At 45.1% G+C, this 23,070-nt stretch carries 24 protein-coding genes, 1 pseudogene and 1 CRISPR repeat array; of the genes and pseudogenes, 17 read left to right on the top strand and 8 right to left on the bottom strand.

The window, feature by feature from the left end; all coding sequences use genetic code 11:
* Nucleotides 1–293 (bottom strand): annotated as a pseudogene (locus JGK22_RS26110) (transposase); the annotation flags it as partial.
* Between the two features lie 20 nt (nt 294–313).
* On the opposite strand from JGK22_RS26110, the gene JGK22_RS26105 reads away from it, so the two are divergent.
* From JGK22_RS26105 to JGK22_RS26095, 3 genes are all read left to right on the top strand, one after another.
* On the top strand, nt 314–1,066 hold the full coding sequence (locus tag JGK22_RS26105; protein ID WP_293185624.1) for a glutathione S-transferase family protein: 753 nt from the start codon (nt 314–316) through the stop codon (nt 1,064–1,066).
* Between the two features lie 126 nt (nt 1,067–1,192).
* Nucleotides 1,193–1,915 carry a DNA/RNA nuclease SfsA gene (gene sfsA / locus JGK22_RS26100; RefSeq protein ID WP_293190702.1) on the top strand — a complete coding sequence of 241 codons (723 nt, stop codon included), beginning with the start codon at nt 1,193–1,195 and terminating at the stop codon, nt 1,913–1,915.
* 59 nt (nt 1,916–1,974) lie between these two features.
* On the top strand, nt 1,975–2,184 hold the full coding sequence (locus tag JGK22_RS26095) for a hypothetical protein (RefSeq protein ID WP_293185622.1): 210 nt from the start codon (nt 1,975–1,977) through the stop codon (nt 2,182–2,184).
* A gap of 173 nt (nt 2,185–2,357) precedes the next feature.
* On the opposite strand, the gene ald is transcribed toward JGK22_RS26095, so the two are convergent.
* On the bottom strand, nt 2,358–3,446 hold the full coding sequence (gene ald / locus JGK22_RS26090) for an alanine dehydrogenase (RefSeq protein ID WP_293190677.1): 1,089 nt from the start codon (nt 3,444–3,446) through the stop codon (nt 2,358–2,360).
* A 103-nt stretch (nt 3,447–3,549) separates the two neighbouring features.
* Nucleotides 3,550–4,395 (bottom strand): class I SAM-dependent methyltransferase, encoded by an 846-nt coding sequence (locus tag JGK22_RS26085; RefSeq protein WP_293185619.1) that lies wholly within the window; start codon nt 4,393–4,395, stop codon nt 3,550–3,552.
* Nucleotides 4,396–4,503: 108 nt separating this feature from the next.
* On the opposite strand from JGK22_RS26085, the gene JGK22_RS26080 reads away from it, so the two are divergent.
* The 4 genes from JGK22_RS26080 to JGK22_RS26065 all read left to right on the top strand — a co-directional run bounded on the left by JGK22_RS26080 (nt 4,504) and on the right by JGK22_RS26065 (nt 8,952).
* Nucleotides 4,504–6,099: a DEAD/DEAH box helicase family protein gene (locus JGK22_RS26080; RefSeq protein ID WP_293208280.1), complete on the top strand. Its 1,596-nt coding sequence runs from the start codon at nt 4,504–4,506 to the stop codon at nt 6,097–6,099.
* An 89-nt stretch (nt 6,100–6,188) separates the two neighbouring features.
* Nucleotides 6,189–7,403, top strand: coding sequence for a DUF790 family protein (locus JGK22_RS26075; RefSeq protein ID WP_293212177.1), 1,215 nt, complete (start codon nt 6,189–6,191; stop codon nt 7,401–7,403).
* A 184-nt stretch (nt 7,404–7,587) separates the two neighbouring features.
* A complete protein-coding gene (locus JGK22_RS26070) occupies nt 7,588–8,307 on the top strand; it encodes a DUF2786 domain-containing protein (protein ID WP_293212175.1) in 720 nt (239 codons plus the stop codon).
* A gap of 42 nt (nt 8,308–8,349) precedes the next feature.
* Entirely contained in the window at nt 8,350–8,952 is a 603-nt protein-coding gene (locus JGK22_RS26065) for a hypothetical protein (protein WP_293271654.1), read from the top strand.
* Nucleotides 8,953–9,061: 109 nt separating this feature from the next.
* Here the strand turns inward: JGK22_RS26065 and JGK22_RS33340 are convergent, their stop codons facing one another.
* The 5 genes from JGK22_RS33340 to JGK22_RS26040 all read right to left on the bottom strand — a co-directional run bounded on the left by JGK22_RS33340 (nt 9,062) and on the right by JGK22_RS26040 (nt 12,316).
* A complete protein-coding gene (locus JGK22_RS33340) occupies nt 9,062–9,259 on the bottom strand; it encodes a hypothetical protein (protein ID WP_366026700.1) in 198 nt (65 codons plus the stop codon).
* A gap of 353 nt (nt 9,260–9,612) precedes the next feature.
* On the bottom strand, nt 9,613–10,329 hold the full coding sequence (locus tag JGK22_RS26055) for a GUN4 domain-containing protein (protein WP_293314086.1): 717 nt from the start codon (nt 10,327–10,329) through the stop codon (nt 9,613–9,615).
* 233 nt (nt 10,330–10,562) lie between these two features.
* Nucleotides 10,563–11,135 (bottom strand): hypothetical protein, encoded by a 573-nt coding sequence (locus JGK22_RS26050; RefSeq protein ID WP_293185604.1) that lies wholly within the window; start codon nt 11,133–11,135, stop codon nt 10,563–10,565.
* A 274-nt stretch (nt 11,136–11,409) separates the two neighbouring features.
* A complete protein-coding gene (locus JGK22_RS26045; RefSeq protein ID WP_293185603.1) occupies nt 11,410–11,619 on the bottom strand; it encodes a hypothetical protein in 210 nt (69 codons plus the stop codon).
* Between the two features lie 514 nt (nt 11,620–12,133).
* Complete coding sequence (locus JGK22_RS26040) at nt 12,134–12,316, bottom strand: hypothetical protein (RefSeq protein ID WP_293185601.1); 183 nt, start codon at nt 12,314–12,316, stop codon at nt 12,134–12,136.
* 390 nt (nt 12,317–12,706) lie between these two features.
* On the opposite strand from JGK22_RS26040, the gene JGK22_RS26035 reads away from it, so the two are divergent.
* The 10 genes from JGK22_RS26035 (at nt 12,707) to cas2 (ending at nt 21,032) form a co-directional block, all read left to right on the top strand.
* Entirely contained in the window at nt 12,707–15,337 is a 2,631-nt protein-coding gene (locus JGK22_RS26035; protein WP_293220169.1) for an AAA-like domain-containing protein, read from the top strand.
* An 83-nt stretch (nt 15,338–15,420) separates the two neighbouring features.
* Complete coding sequence (locus tag JGK22_RS26030; RefSeq protein ID WP_293185598.1) at nt 15,421–15,759, top strand: DUF433 domain-containing protein; 339 nt, start codon at nt 15,421–15,423, stop codon at nt 15,757–15,759.
* The gene (locus JGK22_RS26025) at nt 15,756–16,118 is read left to right on the top strand and encodes a DUF5615 family PIN-like protein (protein WP_293212171.1); all 363 of its coding nucleotides are present in this window, start codon (nt 15,756–15,758) and stop codon (nt 16,116–16,118) included. The genes JGK22_RS26030 and JGK22_RS26025 overlap by 4 nt, the downstream gene beginning before the upstream one ends.
* A 95-nt stretch (nt 16,119–16,213) precedes the next feature.
* Nucleotides 16,214–16,837, top strand: coding sequence for a Holliday junction branch migration protein RuvA (ruvA, locus tag JGK22_RS26020; RefSeq protein ID WP_293185596.1), 624 nt, complete (start codon nt 16,214–16,216; stop codon nt 16,835–16,837).
* Nucleotides 16,838–17,131: 294 nt separating this feature from the next.
* A complete protein-coding gene (gene rpsO, locus JGK22_RS26015) occupies nt 17,132–17,401 on the top strand; it encodes a 30S ribosomal protein S15 (protein WP_293134126.1) in 270 nt (89 codons plus the stop codon).
* Nucleotides 17,402–17,571: 170 nt separating this feature from the next.
* On the top strand, nt 17,572–18,048 hold the full coding sequence (locus JGK22_RS26010; RefSeq protein WP_293314084.1) for a PAM68 family protein: 477 nt from the start codon (nt 17,572–17,574) through the stop codon (nt 18,046–18,048).
* Between the two features lie 265 nt (nt 18,049–18,313).
* Nucleotides 18,314–18,829, top strand: a complete 516-nt coding sequence (locus JGK22_RS26005; RefSeq protein ID WP_293185594.1) for a helix-turn-helix domain-containing protein — start codon at nt 18,314–18,316, stop codon at nt 18,827–18,829.
* Entirely contained in the window at nt 18,830–19,684 is an 855-nt protein-coding gene (locus JGK22_RS26000) for a transposase (RefSeq protein WP_293185593.1), read from the top strand.
* Between the two features lie 338 nt (nt 19,685–20,022).
* On the top strand, nt 20,023–20,607 hold the full coding sequence (gene cas1, locus JGK22_RS25995; protein WP_366026692.1) for a CRISPR-associated endonuclease Cas1: 585 nt from the start codon (nt 20,023–20,025) through the stop codon (nt 20,605–20,607).
* A 143-nt stretch (nt 20,608–20,750) separates the two neighbouring features.
* Nucleotides 20,751–21,032, top strand: a complete 282-nt coding sequence (cas2, locus tag JGK22_RS25990; protein ID WP_293185592.1) for a CRISPR-associated endonuclease Cas2 — start codon at nt 20,751–20,753, stop codon at nt 21,030–21,032.
* Nucleotides 21,033–21,399: 367 nt separating this feature from the next.
* A CRISPR array of direct repeats spans nt 21,400–22,928; the repeat unit is 36 nt; unit sequence GTCGCAATTCACTTTTCCCCGCAAGGGGATTGAAAC.
* Between the last annotated feature and the right edge of the window lie 142 nt (nt 22,929–23,070).

Raw genomic sequence — 23,070 nt, 5'->3', positions numbered from 1 at the left:
TTTGTCCGATGTATTGTCTGCCTACAGCGTCGGTAAAGTTACCACTTTTTCTATGTCCTGAATCATCTATTATCAGGCTAAATCCTCGACTAATCTTGGCGCAAGTTGCACTGATTCATTACGTCTAAGCGACGTTCGTTGAGTTCATTGAATGACCAAGGCGCTGTTGTTAAAAAATGATGTAATTTGTGGTAAGTTACTCCGACAGCGTTTTCTGCCATCTGTGACAGGTTTTTTCGTTCGCTTTCTCCCAATAATCCCCCTAAATAGTTCCTAAACTCTCGTTTTTGGGCCGGCAGGGGTTGTCTCTTTCATGGGTCATTTTTTAACGTTATCTGCTTGCTATGTAAGCATTATAACCTATTTTTATCGTATTTTCTGTTTAAGTCCCGCTAATGCCCGTCGCGTCTGGATTGCTTTGCTAGAAAAAGAGATTGAGTTTGAATTGGTGTCGATGAAATTAAACGGCGATCAGTTTCAACCAGATTTTTTGGATATTAGCCCTTTTCACCACATTCCGGTTTTGGCTGATGGCGATTTTCATTTAATAGAAAGTCTCGCTATGCTTGATTATCTGGAAGCTAAGTATCCGACGATCGCACTATTGCCACAGAATGCTCGGGATTTGGCGATCGTCCGCATGGTACAAATGGTAACAGTCAACGAATTGACACCAGCGCTGAGTCCCTTTGTCCGCCAGACTTTCGGCGGCGCAGGCGAACCGGAGAATCTGGAAAAATCTGCGCTGCAAGTGGCGGCGGTACTCAGATTTTTTGAGGAGTTGTTGGGCGATACACCTTTTTTTGGCAGTAACACGATTACCCTGGCGGATGTTGTGGCTGGTGTTTCCGTGCCTTGGCTGCCCGAGTTAGGCTTGTCTTTGGAGGAATACCCCAAATTGGAGGATTGGTGCGATCGCTTAAATTCCCGCGCTTCTTGGAAAGAAACACAAGCCAGTCCGGAACTGGTGGAAGCTTTTAAAGCGCAGATGAAACAGTTGATGAAAGGTAAACAACAGCAGCCTTTAAATGATGAAATTAATGAGCTTAGAAGAGAAGATAAATAAGTGATTTATGGTTGGGTGGGGGCGGGTTTTTGAGATTGTCAATTATTGGCACGTATTGTTGGTGAACCCGCCCCTACAGCAATTATGTCTATTTACCAATGCCCCATGCCCCATGCCCCTATCCCCATGAACGACTTAATTTACAAATATCCCCCTCTCTTACCCGGCACTTTAATCAAGCGGTACAAACGATTTTTCGCAGAAATCGAACTGGCTTCGGGAGAAATTATCACCGCGCACTGTCCGAATACTGGCCCGATGACTGGTGTTTTAATTCCCGGCAATCCAGTGCTAGTATCTCCCAGTGACAATCCCAAACGCAAGTTAGCTTATACTTGGGAATTAATTAAAGTTTGCGATACTGTACCAACCTGGGTGGGAGTTAATACCGGGCTGCCAAATCGAGTAGTTAAATTAGCTTTGGAATTGCAATTGTTTCCTGAATTGGGAAATTACAGTTTGATTCAGCCGGAGGTTGTTTACGGAAAAGATAAAAAAAGTCGAGTGGATTTTTGGCTGACTGGTGGGGAAAAACCGATTTTTGTGGAAGTTAAAAATACAACTTGGGTTAAAGATACATTAGCTTTATTTCCCGATACAGTCACAGAACGGGGACAGAAACATTTAAGAGAATTGATCGAAGTGGTGCGGCAGGGTTCGAGGGCTGTAATGCTGTATTTTATTAATCGCGGCGATTGTACGGATTTTGCGCCTGGGGATAGTGCCGATCGCATTTACGGACAATTGTTCAGACAGGCCATCAGTGAAGGTGTGGAAGTTTTGCCTTGCCGCTTTGACGTAACTCCCGAAGGTGTCCGGTATTTGGGTTTGGCAAAACTGGATATTTGACAGTTGACCGCTTGACAGTTTGAGAGCAACCTCTACCTAGAAGGAAGAGGATTGGAGTAATGAATAGTCTGACTTTAATTTCTCCCTCAAATGATTCCGGCTTTCAACCAATTCTTTCTGGTAACTGTTGCTTTGAGGATCGAAAATCCGTGAACCGAGTAACTCCCGTCGTCGATGAAAAAGCAAACCGGATCGATTACCTTTTTTGTTTAGAAACAGGCAAGATGCCCGTTCCACAATATAGCCTTTCTCACAAAGATGAGGTATGACTGACAGCTTACATAACCTCCCAGACAAAGAGGGCTCTCTTCCCAACAACGTCCGCGAATCTTTCTGAGAACCACAATACATGAATTTTCTTGTGGGGAGTAGGGGTTGGGCATCCTGCCCGCGCCAAAATACAATTTAGATGCGGGACAACTTACTTAAAAAAAGAGGCAATTTAATCTGCCAAATCTGGGAAAACTTCCCGGACGGCCGGATGCACCAGTCGGTGATTCTGCACGTTCAATCCCTTCGCCAAACTCGGATTCATTTCCAAAGCTTTAATCCCGTTATTTGCCAACTGCAAAACATAAGGCAAAGTGCTGTTATTCAAAGCTTGAGTTGCAGTCCAAGGCACTGCACCGGGCATATTTGGTACGCCATAATGCACAACTCCTTCCTCTACATAAGTAGGATTTGTGTGAGAAGTTACTCGCAAAGTTTCGACACAGCCACCTTGATCGACGGCTACGTCAACAATTACAGAACCGGGCTGCATTTTGGCGACAAATTCGCGCGAAAGTAGCACCGGAGCTCTTTTTCCTAAGACTAAAACTGCACCGATTAATAAGTCAGCATCGGGAACAACTGCTTCTATTTGCAAAGGACTGCTGTAAAGGTATTCTACTCTGGAACCGAATAAAGTTTCCAAGTAGGCTAGCCGATCGACATTTACATCTAAAATCTGCACCCTAGCGCCCATTCCGACAGCAATGCGGGCTGCTTCTGTGCCGACGATTCCGCCGCCCAAAATTACAACTTTGCCCGGTCTTACCCCCGGTACGCCCCCCAAAAGTACGCCTTTGCCGCCTTGCTGTCGTTCCAGAAACCGAGCACCGAACTGCACGGCCAAACGCCCTGCAATAATGCTCATCGGGGTTAGCAGGGGCAATTTCCTGTCGGGGAGTTCGACGGTTTCGTAGGCGATAGCCTGGACTCCGCTGTTGATTAAGTGCTCGGTTAATGTGCGATCGGCTGCCAAGTGCAAATATGTAAATAGCAACTGCTCTTTTTGGATCAGCGGATACTCAGTAGGTAATGGTTCCTTAACTTTGACAATTAGTTGCCGGTTCCAGACATCTGAAGCCTTCGAGACAATCTTCGCCCCGGCTTCAATGTAGTCCTCATCAGCAAAACCAGCCCCAGCCCCAGCATTCGTTTCGACGAAAACTGTGTGGCCTTTGTCCGAACAAGCCCGCACGCTGGTGGGACTGAGTCCGACTCGAAACTCTAAATCCTTGATTTCCTTGGGGACGCCTATTTCCATCTATAACCTCAAATTTCAGGCTTATGTCGATCGAATTTAACGCAAAAATCAGCCCTAGCGGGACAATACCATTGGAGATTTTAGATTTGGGAATCGGGCTGGGCTAGGAGAATATTTGTTTGATTTTCAGCCATTGCGATCGCAATTTCCAAAATTTGTCATTTTCCATAAGGTCGATCGATCTTTTAGCCTGCTCCAACTCTAACTCAAGCTGCTGCATCCGAGCTTGCGAACTCTGCAATTGGGACTTAACCTCCTGCAACTGAATTCGCACCTCCTTTTCCCCAGTATTTTTCTTAATCGCAATATCGTGATAGCCTAGGAACTGAAGCGCCAGAAATACTATTTCCCAGTCATTCGCAATACAAAACTCATTAACTGCTTTCGCCACACCGTAAGGCATGATTTCGCATACAGACCAATTCGTATAATCGTTAAAAACCATCATCCCGTCAGATTTCACCTTTGTATAACCTCGATTGATATCTTTGCATACACCTTCATAAGAATGATCGGCATCGATGTAAATCCAATCAAAATACTCTTCTGGAAAACCGCCTAAAATTGTCGATGAATCACCTTCGTGAAGTTCGACAGTCCCATTTTCTATCCCTGCTTGCAATAGGGGATTTTGTTTGCGATCGATTTCCGCTTTAAATGCCTCGAAATTACCATCAATTAAATGCAGCTTTTGGGGCTGGGTAATAGCAAGTATTTTCTCGGCAAATCGCCCATATTGAGTGCCAACCTCTGCAACCACACTATTTTTAGGTAAACATTCCAATATTTTGATGCGACTTTCAACCAGGCGACAGTTTTTGACATGGCAATTTTGCAGTGTTGGCGAAACAAGTACCAATGGATTGTCATTAAAATTATTCCATTTCTCATTATCCCAGCCTTCAGTCGCTGCTAAAAAATTTTGTTTGTATTGCAGAAAGTCAAACATACGATCGCAAAAGTAAGAGAACTTTAATTTGAAAGTAAAGACTTCAGTCCTTACTTTTCCTATATCCTATATAATTTAACAGCAACGATTCACCGCGTCTCAAAAAAAATGCCACGCATACCTACATTAACATTCGATCGCGGAACGCTCCTACTGCACCCACCGCCCAGAGGCCGAGACTGGGCGGACTTTGCCACGTGGGACGATCGCGTGGAAAAATTTCGCATTCGAGCAATTCACTACCGCCCGCTGGTAGAATCGCTTCAGGCCGACTGCACTAACTTCACCGACGACGCCCGCGGATACGAACTACTCGAACTCGTATCCAGCGTGGCAATGCAGCCTTACCCGCACCAACAAGAAGCCCTAGCAGCTTGGCAAGAAGCAGGAAGCCAAGGAGTAGTCGTCCTCCCCACGGCTTCGGGCAAAACTTATGTGGCCCAATTAGCCATGCAAGTCACAGGCCGCAGTACATTAGTCGTAGTACCAACTCTCGATTTAATGCACCAGTGGTACGCTAATTTGAAAGCAGCTTTTCCCGACATCGAAATTGGATTGTTAGGCGGAGGTTCGCGGGACAAAACGCCAATTTTAGTAGCAACCTACGACAGCGCCAGCATTCACGCCGAAACCTTGGGAAATAAATACGGCTTGCTGGTGTTTGACGAATGCCACCATTTACCAACGGACTTTTATCGAGTAATATCCGAATATGCGATCGCGCCTTTTCGACTCGGACTGACAGCAACACCCGATCGCACAGACGGACGCCACAGCGACTTACACTTCCTCATCGGCCCCACAGTATATAGCAAAAAACCCGAAGATTTAGCAGGCGACGCCTTAGCCGACCATAAAATAGTGCAAATCATGGTCAAACTGTCAAAAGAAGAAACCGATCGCTACAGCGAAGCCATGAACATTCGCAACGACTTCCTCAAACAGTCCAACATCAAAATATCCAGCCTCGAAGGATGGAAACAGTTTATCATGGCCAGCGCGCGATCGCCCCTAGGAAGGCGCGCCATGATTGCCCACCGCCAAGCCAAAGAAATCGCCCTTTGTACCGAAGGCAAATTGCGAATCTTAGCTCAAATTTTAGCCGAACACTCTCCGCAGCGCACCCTAATCTTCACCGGAGACAACGCCACAGTCTACCGAATCTCCCAAGAATTTCTCATCCCCACAATTACCCACCAAACCCCAGTCAAAGAAAGGCACGAAATCCTCGATAAATTTCGCAGCGGCGAATACAAAACCCTAGTCGCATCCCACGTTCTCAACGAAGGAGTGGACGTACCCGACGCCAGAATTGCTATTATACTGTCAGGTACGGGAAGCGAACGCGAATACATCCAAAGATTGGGTCGAGTTTTGCGAAAAAGCAGCGATGTAAATAAACTAGCAATTCTCTACGAAGTCGTCACCGAAGACACCACCGAAGAAAGAACATCCCAGCGCCGCCGAGGCGGAATGCAAGTTCACAAACCCCAACCAAAAACACCAATAGAACCACCACCAGCAGAATATCCAAAATTAGAAACAGTCAAACCAACACCGATTTACGGAGTCAACCGAGAGACAACCAAAAAAGCAGCAGAAACACCAGCAAAATGGGGAGATGATGATGACATTCCCAAGACAACCAAAAAAGCCGCAGAATCACTCGCAAAATGGGGAGATGATGATGACATTCCCTGGTAGCACGCCTAAATTATTCCTTCTTCCTTCGATCAACTGTCAACTGTCAACTGTCAACTGTCAACTGTCAACTGTCAACTGTCAACTGTCAAATGCTACCAACCGATCTACTAAGCCACCGTCAAAACGGCGAATCAATCATCCCGCTACGCCTCAAGATAGATGCTAAAAACCTAGAAGCAGCTACCGAAACGATCGCCTGCTTCCAGGAGTCGATCGGCAAAACCCAAGGCGAACTCGACGGACGCTTGCTAGAATTAGAAGGCGACAGCCCCGACTATCGGCTGAAACGGGGATTAGCGCACCTCCTCAAAGGCGGTTTCTCTACTTTGGAAGTTGTTAGCCCCCTAGAACCATTGGAGTTGAGACAGCGCGTATTTGCCTTGTCAGCGCGATCGACACCCAGCCCACAATCCACCCAAATAACCCTCGAAACAGTAGCCACAGAGCTCAGCCAAGACTTAAACAGAGAAGTTTTTACCCACGAAATCAAAACAGGTTTATACGCCGATTTAAACGAAAACAAAATCCTCACCGAATTTGACGCACCAACACCCGAAAACTTACTTCACAGATACAACCTTTCCCAAGTCCAAGGCATATTTTACCGAGCAAGTCAAGTTCAATTAACCGCGCACCGCAACGATCCAGGAGAATACAAACTCCTCTTTCGCTATTTAAAATTATTTCAATTAATGACCTACATCGAAGGCGATGCAGACCACGGATTTACCCTCACAATCGACGGCCCCACAAGCTTGTTCAAACCCAGCACCCGCTACGGCTTAGCCCTCGCCAAAATGCTGCCCGCACTCCTACACGTCACCAAATGGAGTATGCACTCAACTCTGCAAACCAAAGATGCTTTCAGCGGCGTTGTGAAAACAGGTAAATTCACCCTAAATTCCGACTGCGGTTTAGTCAGCCACTATCCCCCAGGCAAACCCTATGATAGTATGTTAGAAGCAGCATTTGCTGGCAGGTGGGATAGCTTAAAAACCGAGTGGAAACTCGAACGAGAAGTTGACTTAATCCCAATTCCAGGAAGCGTGATGATTCCCGACTTTCGGTTAGTCCATCCCGACGGACGAGTATTTATATTAGAAATAGTCGGCTATTGGCGGCCGGAGTATTTGCAAAAGAAATTTGCTCAAGTACACAAATCTGGATGCGACAACTTGATTTTAGCTATTTCCGAACGGCTGAATCTGGAAAAAGCTGGGGTTAATGTAAAAGAAGTTCCTGCAAAAATAGTTTGGTTTAAAGATAAATTGCAGCCAAAATCAGTCCTAGAAATCCTCGAATAGTACACCAATCAGTAGCAAACTTCTCTCTCCCTCTCTTCCTCTGCGGCCTCTGCGGCCTCTGCGGTTCAAACCTCTTAAATTAAATTATCCTAAAAGAACGATCGCACATTCCAACACTCTAGTAAAATAGAAACATCCCCAAAACCTTGCCACCGCGTAGTCTCACCCCCAAACCAATCAAAAAATGGTAGAAACAAGCATTGTCGAAAAAATCAAAAAGCTGTTAGCCCTCGCCACCTCATCCAACGAAAACGAATCAACCGCTGCGGCAGCAAAAGCTTCCGTTTTACTGGCGCAGTACAATCTCAGCCTCGCCGATTTAGGCCCCAATCACCAAGAAGAGATCGATCAAAGCGGAGTTGAGACAACATCCAAATTTGTCACTTGGAAAATGATCCTGTTTTCGGGAATTGCGGAAGCCAACGGTTGTACAGGTATGCGGAACAATTATAGTGGTAGTATGTTTTTGGTGGGAAGCTCTACAAATCTGATTGTTTGCAAGCACCTGTATGAATATTTGAGTTCTGCGATCGAGAAACGGGCGAAATACCGCAAAGGAAGCGGCCGGGGACTGGCGTATCTGAACGCTTTTCGGGTGGGATGCGCCACAAGGTTGCGGCAAAGGTTGCTGGAACAAAAGCGGGAGATGGAGGAGTCGGGGATTCCGGGCTCGGTTGATACAGCGGCTACTCCTGCTATTGTAGTGCGATCGATGTTTGAGAAGAATGAACAGGCGATCGCAGATTATTTAGAAAGCCAAGGAGTTAAAGTCAAAACCCGAGCCGGTGCTCAAATCAGCAGCGAAGTCGGTTTTAATTCCGGTTATGAAGTAGGCGACAAAATTAGCTTGCAGAAGCAAGTGCAACCGGAAGGAGAACAAAAAAAACTTAATCAATCTCTGTGAGTTTAACTATAATTTCACAATCAACTTATATTGTTAATTGCTATGCCCTACAGTTCTTTCACCACAATCGGTAAAGTCAAGGAAGCATTTAATCTAACCACTGTAGAAGCAGTTCGTTTTTTGCCTAACATTGACCCAATTCCCCCTTCTCAAACATTGATTGCTTTTTTGGAAGAAAGCTTACCGTTAGCCTCATCAGCAAGCGAAAAAGCTCGTTCTGAAGGAATTATTTATCCTGTCTTGTTAGAAGCGAGACGAATTTTACAGCGACGAGTCAGTTTATTTTCAGGAGAAGACTTCACAGTAGATGAATCAATGGGATTGAACGGAATGTGCGATTTCCTCTTTAGCCGTTCCGAAGAAATTCTAGAAATTGAAGCACCGGCAGTCATTATTGTGGAGGCCAAAAAATCCGATCTCAGAACAGGATTCGGACAATGTATTGCTGAAATGGTGGCAGCACAAAAATTTAATGAGGCTAAGAAAAAGCCGATTCCCATCATTTATGGTTCAGTCACCAATGGCACTCAGTGGCGATTTCTGAAACTAGAAGGGCAAGTAGTAACAATTGATTTAATTGATTATCCACTGCCTCCTGTCGATCAAATTTTGGGCTTTTTGGTATGGATGGCACGGGAAATTTAGCTGATTTGATTTGGACTTACGCAACTGTCACATCCGGTAGGGTGTATAATATAGGTAGCTGCAAATTCAAGTTAATCTATACGGGTAAAAATTTATTTTACAACTTATTTTACAACAAGGTTAAAACAGCAATTAAAACAGATAAGTGGATCATTGCTGAGGCGACATAAAGCTCCCTGTAAACTGGAATGAATTTTTTTGGAGACACTTTAGGAACTGCTTCACCATCTACAAACTCATAATATACGTCTCCGTCGGGCAACGCTAGAAATTCTTCTAAAGTGATTTTGGTTCCGATTCCTACCATGACTCGTAGCCCTCTCGCTAATTAATTCAAATATCAATTATACAAAATTTCCCAACATTCCTCAAAAAAGACCCGGCGGTTGAAACCGCGGCTACAGAAACAAAACCCGCCTCCGCGGGTTGAAGAATAGGCGGTTAAAATTACGTTATTTCCCAACATTCCTCAAAAAAGACCCGGCGGTTGAAACCGCGGCTATACAAACAAAACCCGCCTCCGCGGGTTGAAGAATAGGCGGTTAAAATTACGTTTTATATTATTCTCTTGAGTCCGCGGAGGCGGACATTGTTTGTGTAGATGCGGTTTCAACCGCCGTCCGATCTTTGTTTGTGTAGACGCGGTTTCAACCGTACGTCTTACTTCACCCAAGCCCGATGAGCCATCAAAGCCGCAAATGGCTGCACTCCCCGCAACTGATTCGACAGCGGCAAATGACCCCTCGGCGCGCTCAAATCCCAAATAAACTCTTGCGGATACCGCGTCCAATTATTCCCCTTCTTCCAGCCAATTAACGGCCACAACTTATCCCAATTCTTGCCCGAACTCAGCCAAATTTCCCGCTGTACCGAAAAGCCAAATTTGCCTTCGGAATGAACTTTCCACAGGGTATTAATTGTTTGTAAATCTGCCACAGGCAAACTTTCAACTTCTGTAAAATACAACCACTTTCTCGACGAAGCTGTCTCGCCCGCCAACCCACAAAGTTTGTTTAAAGTCAATAGATCGGCTTCTTGAAATTCCTGTAGGGCCAATAATTGTTGCAGCGGAGTGTAGTCAATGTTAGAGTCCGATCGCAATTGCACAACTCCAGTCGGAAAATTCGCCTGCAAAAACTCCGTCGCTCTCGGAGAATCCGCACAATAAAGAATTTGGTAAGCCTTACCCATTACCGCCGTCGGTTCCTCCGACTTGCGCTCTAATAAAAATTCCATCAATACGTCCCAGCCCGCATCTGCTATGTGTTGTTGCAGCAGTTGCAGTTGAGTTTTCTCTGAACCCGACCTCAACTGTGAGCGGAGTTCGGCTGTATCGGCGGCCGAGTCTAATGGAGAAGTAGAAATCGAGTCAGTCATGGGAAACTATCAGCTATCAGCTATCAGCTATCAGCAATTAGCTGAAGCCCTGGTTTTCCTCCATTGTACAATGCTACTGACTCCGATTTACTTCTCTGTACTCCGATGGTTGTGCGCTGCACGACGAGCTAACCTCGCCGCGATCGCACATTCCTCGTCAATAGGAGCGATCGCAAATAGCTTTACCCTCAGATTTTTGCGATCGCTCCCATGTAAAAGAGTTTTTCTTGAACCTAGTCGTCCACGATGGAAACCCATGCAGAGAACGAAGGCGGAAAAAAGTTGATGTCATATTCCGAGTCTTCCCACTCTTTCACCCACAGCGGTACAACGCCCGGGCGAGGAGTTTCCGCAAAGATCCGTTCCTTGGATTCGATCGAGTGAAATAGCTGTTTCAAAGTATCTCCCCGATCCAAAGCTTCGCTGAGGATGTCGTCCAACTCAGGATCGACCCGTTTGACGCGGTTTTTGTCCTCTTCAAGCCACAGAAGTTTCAAAGACTTCAGATCCCTCGGACTGAGAATGCTCTTGTAGTACACGCGCTTGAGCGTCGCTACGGGTTCCAACGAGCGTTCGATCCGGCGAATTTGCTGAACTCGCAGGTAGTGCCATTCCGCTAAACGCTTCCGTTCCGAAGGCGCGAGAGTTTCCTTCCCCGCTGAGTGTTTGTAGTCATAGTTAATCAAACTGCAAGCCATATTAGCCAGCAGGTGAATTAACTGTTTTTCTTTGGGTGTCGCCTGACGCCGTTCCTGGGTTCTTGTCAATACGCGCTGTCTGCGGGTAGTTTCGAGAGTATTTTCCATTGGGTTTTTACGAGATGAAATACGATTGTGCCAGATCCGAATCCCGAACATCAGAAGGTAAGGAAGTTCCTAGGCGGGGAAACTCCACCGACAGACTCGCCTTACCTGTTTATTTTCCCATTCACTTTGTTGAGACTTCAACTCCCCGGATTAGGTGGACTGATATTCGGCCCGAGTTTTCACCCCCTTGAGCCAAGGTGGTGGCGACAACAAATACACCACAAACACGATCGCAATCACAACCGCAGCGCCGGCGAACCACTCAGAGGGCTAATTATTTCCGGCCTTTGCCTGTCTTTACCTCTTCTTGCTCTCCATCTTCATTCGTTCCAGTGTAGTTAATGTCGGGACGACTCTCAAGAGCAGTCAAACTGCTGGTTGATGAAGATTGTGGGACGATCGCAAAAGCGCTGGCCCTGCTTGTATGGAATAAGCCGATGCCACCGGAGGCAATTACTGCTAATACTAAGATGCTGTTTTTCATGTTCGATGACCCTGATTTAACGTAGATAGACACCTTTTGGCTAACCCGATCTGTCAGAAGTGGGTTGATGCAATAGCCCACTTGTCTTCTGATAAATCTGCCTGCCATAATCAATACAGACAGGCACACCCGAAGAGCGATCGGAAACGCCGGAAGTGACGTGTTACTTATGTCCACGATCATCCACCAACCAGATTTTTTTGGGTAGTGGGGCTAAGGCCATCAGGGCGTCGATCCATCAGGGAGTTATGCCATCAGGGTGCTCATCTATCGGGTAGTTAATTCATCAGGGCGCATCTTCTACTACAATTAGCCACAAACTTAACTTTAATCGTTGAGCCAGTGGCTAGCAGCGCACTGACAGCGCTTTTAAGAATTAAACTTTTTGTGGATTTATCCCCAAAAGTTTGTTCTTAAAAATTCCCCCACGCGAAAGCCGGGGAAGTGTCAGCGGCATGGAATTCCATGCAATCTAAGTCAACTAAAAAAAACGCAGATTAACGATATCTCCCACTCAAGCAGTCCTCAGCCAAACGCTGGGGTTTTTTATTGGTAGCAGCCATTCCAGTGCTTTGACTGGACGGCATTCGGTAGCCAGCCCCCAAGGCAGAACCTTAGGCAGAACCTTAGGCAGTACCTTAAAGGCGCTGCGGTTATGAGTTTCCCTGGCAACATCATACCATCGGGTGAAATTCAAAGTATGATTGTAAAAAAATGTGAACCCAATGGCGTTTGGGCATTTTCAATCCGGTTGAGTAAAAATTCAGATGAGGATGCGAACGAGTACAAACAAAAAAGTGCCGGAGTACGATCGCCCTCCTGGCTGGATTTACGGTTGGTTGCAAAGATACGGTAAAGATTGACAATGACAACGCTGAGTTAGTAGACAATAGAGAAAGAGTCACAAAAATTTCAACCACAGTAACACCAGTTCAAAAAAAGAACGCAACTGTAGGTAAACTCCAAACCCTTATTGAATCAGTCATTGACCAATCTCAAATCTAAAATAGTATGAGCTGGCAATAATTGCAATTTGTAACTTTTCCATCGCACAGCATAGGGGCGCAGCATCTTGATGAATTCGCAGATGACAGCAGAAGTCCACTCAACCAACCAATATCAAGTCGGAGGATATTTGCCTGCCGGTGCGCCCACCTATGTCAGGCGATCGGCAGACAGCGAACTCTACCAAGGACTCAAAGCCGGACAATTCTGCTACGTATTGAGTTCGCCACAAATGGGAAAGTCCAGCCTGCTAGTGCAAACGGCCAAAAGGTTGCAAGCAGAAGGTACAGCTTTTGCCGCCGTCAACTTGAGAAGCATTAGCACCCCAGAAATTTCCCTGGAAAAGTGGTATGGTGCGATCGTCCACCGCATCGCCAGCAGCTTGCGCCTCACAAACAGGTTTGATGCCCTCAAGTGGTGGAACGATCGCGAAGTGCTATCGCCGGTGCAGCGATTGGAGATATTTATCGAAAAAGTTTTGCTCAAGTCACTGCGGCAAAATTTAGTCATTTTGATAGATGACATTGACACCACCAACATCCTCAATTTCAGTACCAGCGATTTTTTTGCCTCAATTCGAGGTTGTTATTCTAAGCGGGCAGAGCAACCAGAATACGATCGCCTGAATTTTGCGGTTTTCGGAGTAGCAGCCCCGTCACAATTGATCCGAGATCCAAGCTGCAACCCTTTTAATATTGGACGACCAATTAATTTAAGTCGATTGCAACTAGACGAAAGTGTGTCACTAACAAAAGGATTGGCACTCAAAGCTTTTCGTCCCCAAAAAGTGCTCCAAGAAATATTTACTTGGACGGACGGTCAACCTTTTCTGACTCAAAGACTGTGCCAATTGGTGCTTGAATACGGGTCTTTTATTGGCAGAAATTGCGAAGCCCAGCAGGTGGAACAACTGCTCAAACACAGAATTATTAAAAATTGGGAAGACTGGGACGAACCCCCACATTTGACAGCAATTCGCGATCGCATTTTCTACAGCCGCTGCGATCTCACCAAGCTGTTAACGCTGTACCAGAAAATTTTGCAACCGCCCGACCCCAAAAAACCGGAAGAATTGCCAGGAGTTGCTGTCGATTATTCTCCCGAACAAATCGAATTGCAACTGTCAGGATTGGTGGTCAAATCTCATGGTAAATTAATAGCTGCTAACCTAGTTTATCAATCTGTTTTCAATCAGTTTTGGGTGGAAAAAGAACTGGGAAATCTGGCTCCCTACCGCGAGGCCTTGGCAGCATGGCTGGCTTCGGATCGCGAAGATAAGTCGCAGTTATTGACGGGGGAAACTTTGCAGTCAGCCTTGGATTGGGCGGCAAACAAACAATTAAGCCAAGAACACTATTGGTTCTTGAATCCCGGAACTTTTCAGAAAAAACCGACAGTCGCTGTCGCACAAGTTGTACAAAGCAGCCCAGACATCGGTGCAGAGAGAATTCTCACCCCGCCCTCAGATACTTTTCTATCGGGGAGCAACGAACAGATATTGTACGATCACATCGTCTCCTGCGTGGAACGAGAATCCCCCGCACAGATAATCGAGCGGTTCCGCAAACTATTTATCGACGGTATGGGCTACCCCGATCGCGAAATAGAAGCAACTTTGTACAATATCATCTCCGTCAAGCGATCGGATCGGGAGTTTAAATATATCATCCACCGCTGCTGTTACATCCCGATCAACCGTTGGCAATTGCACTCACAGCACAAATTGAGTATTGCAAATTTAGTAGCTTTATTTAAACAGACTTCTCCCCGATTCGGGATGGAATTTTACATAGTCAAGCGCTTGCAAGAACAAATAGAATTCTTTACTAAAAGTGCAGAATTCCAGACCCTAGAGCGCTTAGTAAAAGCAGTAGAACAAGAGCCACAACCGCAGAAACAAGATAGTCATGCTCCTTTGGGCGAATTGATTTGTCGCTATCCTTATTTGTACGGGCATTCTTTGCTGAGCAAGGAGAGCGTGGAGGAAGACCAGCAAACCATCAAAAAGCTGGAAAATCAAAGACAGCGACTATTTGAAAAAAACTTGTCTCAATATTTAAATTATTTGGTTGAGCCGAGAAATACAGAAATAGGAATTGTGCAGCCGGCGCCAAATCCCACACTTTTGAACGATGCGGAATTGCACTTAGCTGTTAGGGAATTTGCCGGGAAAGTAACAGACGATCGCAGCCACAAAGAATCGGCTCAATTTTTTTTGAGAGATGCCAGGAAAACTCAATCCTACAGCTCATTTAAAGTGGATTTATATGAATATTTGATATCATCGGTAGAACCAGAATATGGCGGTCGTCAATTTAATGATAAGTTGTACAAGTACATCAAAAATACATTTCCGGAAAACGACTCGGCGAAATTAAATAATATATTGTTAGCTCAGACTTGCAACCAGTTATTCAACTTTTTAGTAGTGGAAAATTCCCAACATCCCAACCACTACATTTTTTATGACTTAGTATACAACCTCGGGCCCAGCAGGACAATGGGTTTGCTGCTGAAAATATTACTGCTTTCTGGCAAAGTTAAGCCTGAGTTGGAAAAGCGATTTTCTATTTTGTTCAATCACTATGAAGGTAAAGCTTCTGATGAAATTATGTGGTTTATAAAATCATTGGAAAATTTAAATGTGGCCTTAGTGGTAAATTTTGGGAAGACGGATTTGTCTTTGGTTAAACAGCATCTTATTTTGAATTGAAAGATCAGCATAGCGGTTTACTTCAAGTTCTATCGGGCAAATATCAGTGATATAATAAATTATGTTGAGTATACAGCAAAATTATGCCAACCCAAACGCTCACAGATTATTTCAACTTTCTCACTCCCAGCGATATTCGACTGAAAGGGACAAGAATTGGCATTGAAACAATTCTTTATGATTACATCGATTGCGGTCGCGCACCTGATGAAATTGCCCAAACTTATCCTTCCCTCACCCTCGAACAAGTTTATGCGACAATTCTGTATTATCTCCAAAATCAAGAACCTGTGAGTGATTACCTCAAAAATTGGATAGAACACGGTCACAAAATGAGAGAAGAACAGCGCCTTAATCCCCCGCCTGTTTCTGAAAAGCTCCGCCAACTGAGGGCAGAAAGAAAAGCCAAAACTAGCCCATGAACCTGCAATACCTAATTGATGAAAATGTCAATCCAATTTATCCCAATCAAATTAGGCAACGAGAACCAGAGATCGCCGTCAAAGTAGTGGGAGAACCGGAAACACCGCCGAAAGGAACTCTCGATCCAGAAATTCTCTACTGGTGTGAAGATAATAACTGTGTTTTGGTGACAAATAACCGAACTTCTATGCCAGTGCACTTAGCCGAACATATGGCGGTAAATCGTCACATTCCAGGGATTTTTATCATCAATCCTAATTTAAGCATTGGCGAAAACCTAGAAGAATTGATTTTAGCGGCTCTGGCATCCCAAGAAAATGAATATCAAGATAGAATTGTTTTTCTACCTTTCCCTTAGCAGTTATTAATGTATTCGGGAGGAAACGATTTTTTTGCATTAGTCCGATCGCAATTTTAAAAGGCGCGCTACCCTATCGGTGTACCATTAACTATATGATCAGCTATCTCAAAGGCACAGTCGCCAATATCGCCAAAGGCAGCAACCGCGTTATTCTGACTCTCGAAGTTAGTGGAATTGGCTATGACATCCAAATTTTGCCGCGCGTGACTGGCCAATTACCAGCATCCGGCGAAGTCGCCCAAATCTTTACCCACCAGCAAGTTAAGGAAGACCAAATCGTATTGTACGGTTTTGGCAGCACGGCCGAACGCGATTTGTTTCGGCAGTTGACGAGTGTTAGCGGTGTGGGTGCTCAACTGGCGATCGCCCTTCTTGATACTTTAGGAATGCAAGATTTAGTTCAGGCGATCGTCGGCGGTAACACTCGCATCCTCGCCAAAACCCCCGGCGTGGGCACAAAAACCGCCGAACGCCTCGCCCTGGAACTCAAAAGCAAACTCTCGGAATGGAGACAGGAAGCAGGTTTGACAACTTCCGTGGCCGCCGGAGTCCCCGCAGCGATTCAAGAAGAAGTGGAGATGATTTTGCTGGCGATGGGATATACTGCGACGGAAGTCTTGCAAGCGCTGCAAACCCTCAGTCAAGACAGCAACTTGGCAAACAAAGCTAATGCGGATGATTGGATTCGTGAGGCGATCGCCTATTTGAGCCGATAATCGGCCACCCAATAGACTTCTTGCAAAATTTATGGCTAACACGGGCAAGATGCCCATCCCACAATTTTTTTCCTGTGGGATGGGCTGGAATAAACACCATGGAGGGGCGTCCCGCCCATCCGACATTTTTTTTCCTGTGGGATGGGCGGGACGCCCGTCCTAAGTAGGGCTTGCAATTGAAGTCTTTCAGCTCAAAAAACCAACCCATCCGTGTCGAAAATTTGCTCCTTCACCGTTCCGCTGTGATACTATATGGGATTGTGACAAACGTACAAAAAAAACTAAACTCAATTCATGGCTCTTACACAACAGCGCAAACAAGAAATCATGGGCGACTTTCAAACCCATGAAACCGACACAGGCTCAGCAGATGTCCAAATCGCCATGTTGAGCGATCGCATCAGCAAACTCAGCGCCCACCTGAAAATCAACCAAAAAGACTTCGCCTCCCGGCGCGGTTTGATGATGATGATCAGCCGCCGCAAGCGCCTCCTGGCCTACCTGCAAAAGGAAAATGTCGATCGTTACAAAGCATTAATTGCCCGTTTAGGCATTCGCGGCTAAACACCAAAGCCAAAATTTGCGACAATATTCAAGAATCTTGGACAAACGCCAGCAGGATTTACGCACTGATAACAAATCCGTTTCAAACCGTTGATTAACCATCAGAGTTGCGTAAACCCTCGCCAAGATTTCTTTGATAATTGTTCGAGATTTCAGGTTAAACAAAAAATATGTCCTCCGAACCACCCACCCAGCGCTTACCCTTTGAACCGGCCTCAAATCGGAAAAAAACCGCTAAAAAGCCTCCAGAAGCCGAAGCAAATCCAGTCACAGAAGAACCAAAATCAGACAAAAAGCCCAAAGCCACCAAAAAAACTGGCCCCCAGGCGCAATCCATCCCAGAAGCAGTCAGCAAACGCATGATTTCCCGCATTGCGGTATTCTGCGGCGCCCCCACACTCCTGGGAATTTCCACATTTTTTGTGAGTTATTTGATAGTCAGCAAAGGCTGGTTTGACTTGCCCAACACAGCAGTATTATTGGTAAGCATGGGCTGTTTTGGTCTAGGCGTACTGGGATTAAGCTACGGAGTCCTCTCGGCTTCCTGGGATGAAGAAAATTCAGGAAGCACTCTCGGGTGGGAAGAATTTAATACTAATTTTGGACGGATGCGACAAGCATGGCGCGATGCGAAATCTAAAAATTAGTCAGTAGTTATAGAAAACATTCGGTAAGCGGAAAACTCAGAGGCTTCAGCCCTGAGATGCAAGCGACACGGGCGGTTTTAACCGCCGTGAATCTTTCTTGATTCTTAATATTTAAAATTAGAGAAAGACGCTATAGCCTTTCTCAAAAAGGTGAGGTATGACTGACAGGTTATATAACCACTGAAACCAAGAGGGCTGAAGCCCAACAACGTCCGCGAATCTTTCTGAGAACCGCTATAAGATATAAACAAGGAGGTGAGCAAGATTGTTGACAAATTACGCTTATAAGTTGCGTCCCAATCAAACGCAAGCATTAAAAATGTCGAACTGGGTAGATATGCTGCGAAGCCTGTATAATTGGTGCTTGAATGACAGAATCTGTCAGTACAATCAGCAGTTTATCCAAGGCGATTACTGTGACATTAGAACGAAAGGCGAAGCTTCACCATTGACCTGCTTCGTAAGTAAAAGTGGCGCAACTGGAAATCCCTGGAAAAACTCTAAGATTGACAAAGAAGGTAAAGCTAGAAATCCTCGCCGAAGTGCTGGTGATATTCAAATAACAGCATTACCTGAGTTAAAAATAGCTAGACCTTGGTATTCCCAACTAGATTCAACCGTTTTACAACAAAATGTCAAACGCTTAGATATTGCCTACAAAAACTTCTTTGAAGGTAGAGGATTTCCGAAATTCAAAAATCGGAGTAACTTTACTTCTTTTACCTTCGCAATGGGAGTGAAAATCAAGGGCAATAAAATTTACCTACCAAAACTGGGCTGAATGAGGTTTTACAACTCTCGCTCAATCCCAAGTGGTTTTACTATCAAGGCTTGCACAGTTAGAAAACGCCAGAATGGCTGGTATGTTTCTATTAGAATAGAGGATAAATCTGTACCTGAATACAGCCCCAAAGCTCTCGGCAACAATCCCAAAGTAATCGGTTGCGACTTGGGACTCACTAAACTGGTTCACCTTTCTGATGGCTACCAAATTGAGAACCCTAGATTTTCAACCAACAAAAAAGCTAAACGCACTCTGAAAATTAGACAGAGACGAGTTAACCGCAAAACAAAAGGCAGTAAAAACCGCAAAAAAGCAGTCATCAGAGTTAGCAGATTCCATCAAAAGATTGGTGATAAACGCCAAGCGCACCAATGGAAAACTGCGAATTTAATAGTATTTCGTAATATTGATGTAATCGCCTTAGAAGATTTGAACATCTCTGGGATGATGCGTCGATGTAAGGTAAAAACTGATGAGGAAACCGGGAGGTTTCTCAAGAATGGGCAATCCAGAAAAAAAGGATTGAATCGCGCTATCTCTGATGCAGGCTGGGGCGACTTAGGATTAAAGATTGAGTATCTAGCTGCAAAGCAAGGAAAAATCGTAATCAAAGTTAATCCTAAGCACTCTAGCCAAGAATGCAGAAGTTGTGGACACATCGACAAATCAAATAGAGATGGCGAAAAGTTCATCTGTGTTGAATGTGGCTATCACGAACACGCCGACATTGGCGCTGCCAAAACTATCAGAGATCGAGCATCGAAAATGGTACGCGGGGACTCCGCGAAACCTGGTGTTGAACACCTAAACGCCCAAAAGATATCAGCACGCACTTGCGTGCAAACGTGCTGAGTTTGGGAACCCTAGCAGTAGGGATATTAAGAATGAAATTTCTTAAGAATCTCAGTCGCTTCAGCGCTGAGAGTGTCAATAGTCATGAATCAATAGCTTTCTTCGTCGGAAGAGGACACGGCAATGCCGTGTCCTGATATTACTTAGACACTACTAATAGTAGTCAGGTGCCCACTTCACACCCTACCAATAGAGTTTATACGTAATTTCTAGTTAAATTGACACCAATTCTACGTAAAATTCCCTACAAAATACTATTTAAGTTTTGTGAACAATTGGTTTTTTGCATAAAACTACTTAGTTGAGCTTGATATAAATAAAGTAGTCCTCAATAATTTTTGCAGTTGATATCCCCGACAATTTTTGCGAAGTCGGGGAAGCGCTTAATGGGATTGGAAGGAGCCGGGGCAGCCAGTTATTTTTCGGCATTTGGCGAATGTTTGTCGGTTCCCGAATTTGTATTTGTTTTTCGTTCCCGCCGTCCGCCAGGGAATCCGGTTAACGCCATGCTTAGCTTCGGATATCAAATCCTGTGGAATCATTTACTGTGTTTGATTGAACTCCAAGGACTCGATCCGTATCAAGCTTGTTTGCATCAAACTTCCGAACGTCATGCTGCTTTAGCTTCAGATTTGATAGAAGAGTTTCGTGCTCCGATTATCGATTCTTTGGTGCTGTGGCTGATTAATTCAAAAGTCATGGATGCCACCCTCGACTTTGTTTACCGCAATAGCGGCTGTTTCTTGAACGATTCCGGCAGAGCAAAATTTCTCCATGCTTTTTTACGGCGTATGGAAGAAGAAATTCAGACTGATTCGGGCGAAAAACAGCCGCGCTGGGATTTGTTTGTGCAGCAAGTTAAGGCTTACAAGCAGTTTGTTTACAATCCACAAATGCTGTACAAGCCTTATCGAATTTATTAGATTTCAAGACTAACAACGTATTTCTGTCATTGCGAGGAACGAAGCAATCGCCAGGTTTTGCGATTGCTGAGTGACCCTCGCAATGACATGATGGCGTTTATTTATTGCGTAATTCCTGACTTTTGGTCAAGCGGAAATTAATCATGCACTTGTACGTTGTTGTCTATGATATTCCTTGTGACAAGCGTCGCAAGAAAGTTTTTAACTTGCTTTCCGGTTACGGTACTTGGGTGCAATATTCGGTTTTTGAGTGTGCCCTATCTCAGCGTCAATTTGAGGAGTTGCGCGCTCGCCTGCGGGGACGGGTTAATTTGGATGAAGATAATATCCGTTTTTATGTTTTGTCAACGCGGGCGATCGGGCAGGTGGAAACTTGGGGTTCTGGCCCGCCGGTGACTCAACCGCCGACTTCGGTCATTGTTTAAAGTATTTTTTTTAACACTTGACAGCCAGAGAAATCTACGTTACTATGGCTCTATTGCTAGATTATGATTGTAATCCACACAAGCCCATACAAACTTGCCGTGTTAATTACTACCCAAATCTACAGCACCAGTACCTAGAAAATTAAATAGATTAGAGTAGTGTTTTAGCTGTTCAATCATTTAGCTATCCGACCGCCTCGCTAAATGGCTGAAACACCGATTCTCTCGTTTAGGCGGCCGTTCGCTTGTCCCGTAAGGGTTTCAGCGATTTTTGAGAGCTGGTTTTCGGCTCTAAGTGAGCTGAGCATCAGAGGTGGTCGGAAACGGCTTCTAGAGCCTTTACTGGGCACGGCTTTCACAACGAGGGGTCGCAATTCACTTTTCCCCGCAAGGGGATTGAAACTCGACTATTCCGATCTTTCTGAAGTAGTTGATTGCTGTCGCAATTCACTTTTCCCCGCAAGGGGATTGAAACACCCGACAGTGCGGGAGTTGTCAACCATCACGGTCGCAATTCACTTTTCCCCGCAAGGGGATTGAAACTACCGCCTCTTTCAACCCAGGTGCGATTTCTCGGTAGAAAAGTCGCAATTCACTTTTCCCCGCAAGGGGATTGAAACACAATAATTGTCTCCTGGCTTTTTGGCCAAGAACGTCGCAATTCACTTTTCCCCGCAAGGGGATTGAAACTTTGATTGTAAGTACTCTCTAATCTGCTTTGTATCTGGTCGCAATTCACTTTTCCCCGCAAGGGGATTGAAACACAACCGGTCGGCATGACGCCCCGCTGCTTCGAGCAATTCAGGGTCGCAATTCACTTTTCCCCGCAAGGGGATTGAAACGCTGTAACTCAACATCTTTAATCAACTCCTCAGTATCGTCGCAATTCACTTTTCCCCGCAAGGGGATTGAAACTGCCATATAAAAATTCCTGTACTATAATATATCAATACTATAAGTCGCAATTCACTTTTCCCCGCAAGGGGATTGAAACCTAAAAAACTGCCATTCTCGCTATGCTTGTGACTTACTGAGTCGCAATTCACTTTTCCCCGCAAGGGGATTGAAACTTTCCAAACCAATTTATCGGCCAAAACCGTATATTCAAAAGTCGCAATTCACTTTTCCCCGCAAGGGGATTGAAACCAAGAACATGTAGCCATGATGTTTTCTCCAAAAGTGTAGTCGCAATTCACTTTTCCCCGCAAGGGGATTGAAACTCAAACCAATCGGAAAATCAGTGTCCGCAGGATTGAAGTCGCAATTCACTTTTCCCCGCAAGGGGATTGAAACGAATAATACCAAATTGTGTCAGTTAAAACAGCTAATTGTCGCAATTCACTTTTCCCCGCAAGGGGATTGAAACATGAAAATGCGAAAAACAAACTGGTTCATGAAATCAAGTCGCAATTCACTTTTCCCCGCAAGGGGATTGAAACAAATCTTTCATACTTAATTTCAATTCATCTTTACTCAGTCGCAATTCACTTTTCCCCGCAAGGGGATTGAAACTCCGAAAATCAATAGACTCGGTTAGTAGAAGCATAGTCGCAATTCACTTTTCCCCGCAAGGGGATTGAAACTTGAGAAGATTTATTTAACGCGCTTTTAAGTTTTTTGTCGCAATTCACTTTTCCCCGCAAGGGGATTGAAACCATCTGACCGAACCATTTGCTGTACCACTACCGCAACTAAGTCGCAATTCACTTTTCCCCGCAAGGGGATTGAAACTCTGGCTTATCTGCACGAGCCAGGCTAATGACTAGGTGGCCGAGTCGCAATTCACTTTTCCCCGCAAGGGGATTGAAACTTGAAACAAGAAGTTTCTTGCTCCCAACTACCAGAAGAAAACCTATTCAAGTCGCAATTCACTTTTCCCCGCTGAGTCTCTCGCGCTGAGTCCGAGAAACCGGGTTTCTATGGCAATTGACGTATTTTCACGAGATTTTACGCAGAAACCCGGTTTCTGAGTCTCTCGCGCTGAGTCCGAGAAACCGGGTTTCTCTGGCAATTGACGTATTTTTACGAGATTTTACGC

Source organism: Microcoleus sp. PH2017_08_TRC_O_A, from assembly GCF_020738665.1.
In the GTDB taxonomy this organism is placed as follows: Bacteria; Cyanobacteriota; Cyanobacteriia; order Cyanobacteriales; family Microcoleaceae; genus Microcoleus.
This window is presented reverse-complemented; position numbering and strand designations above follow the sequence as displayed.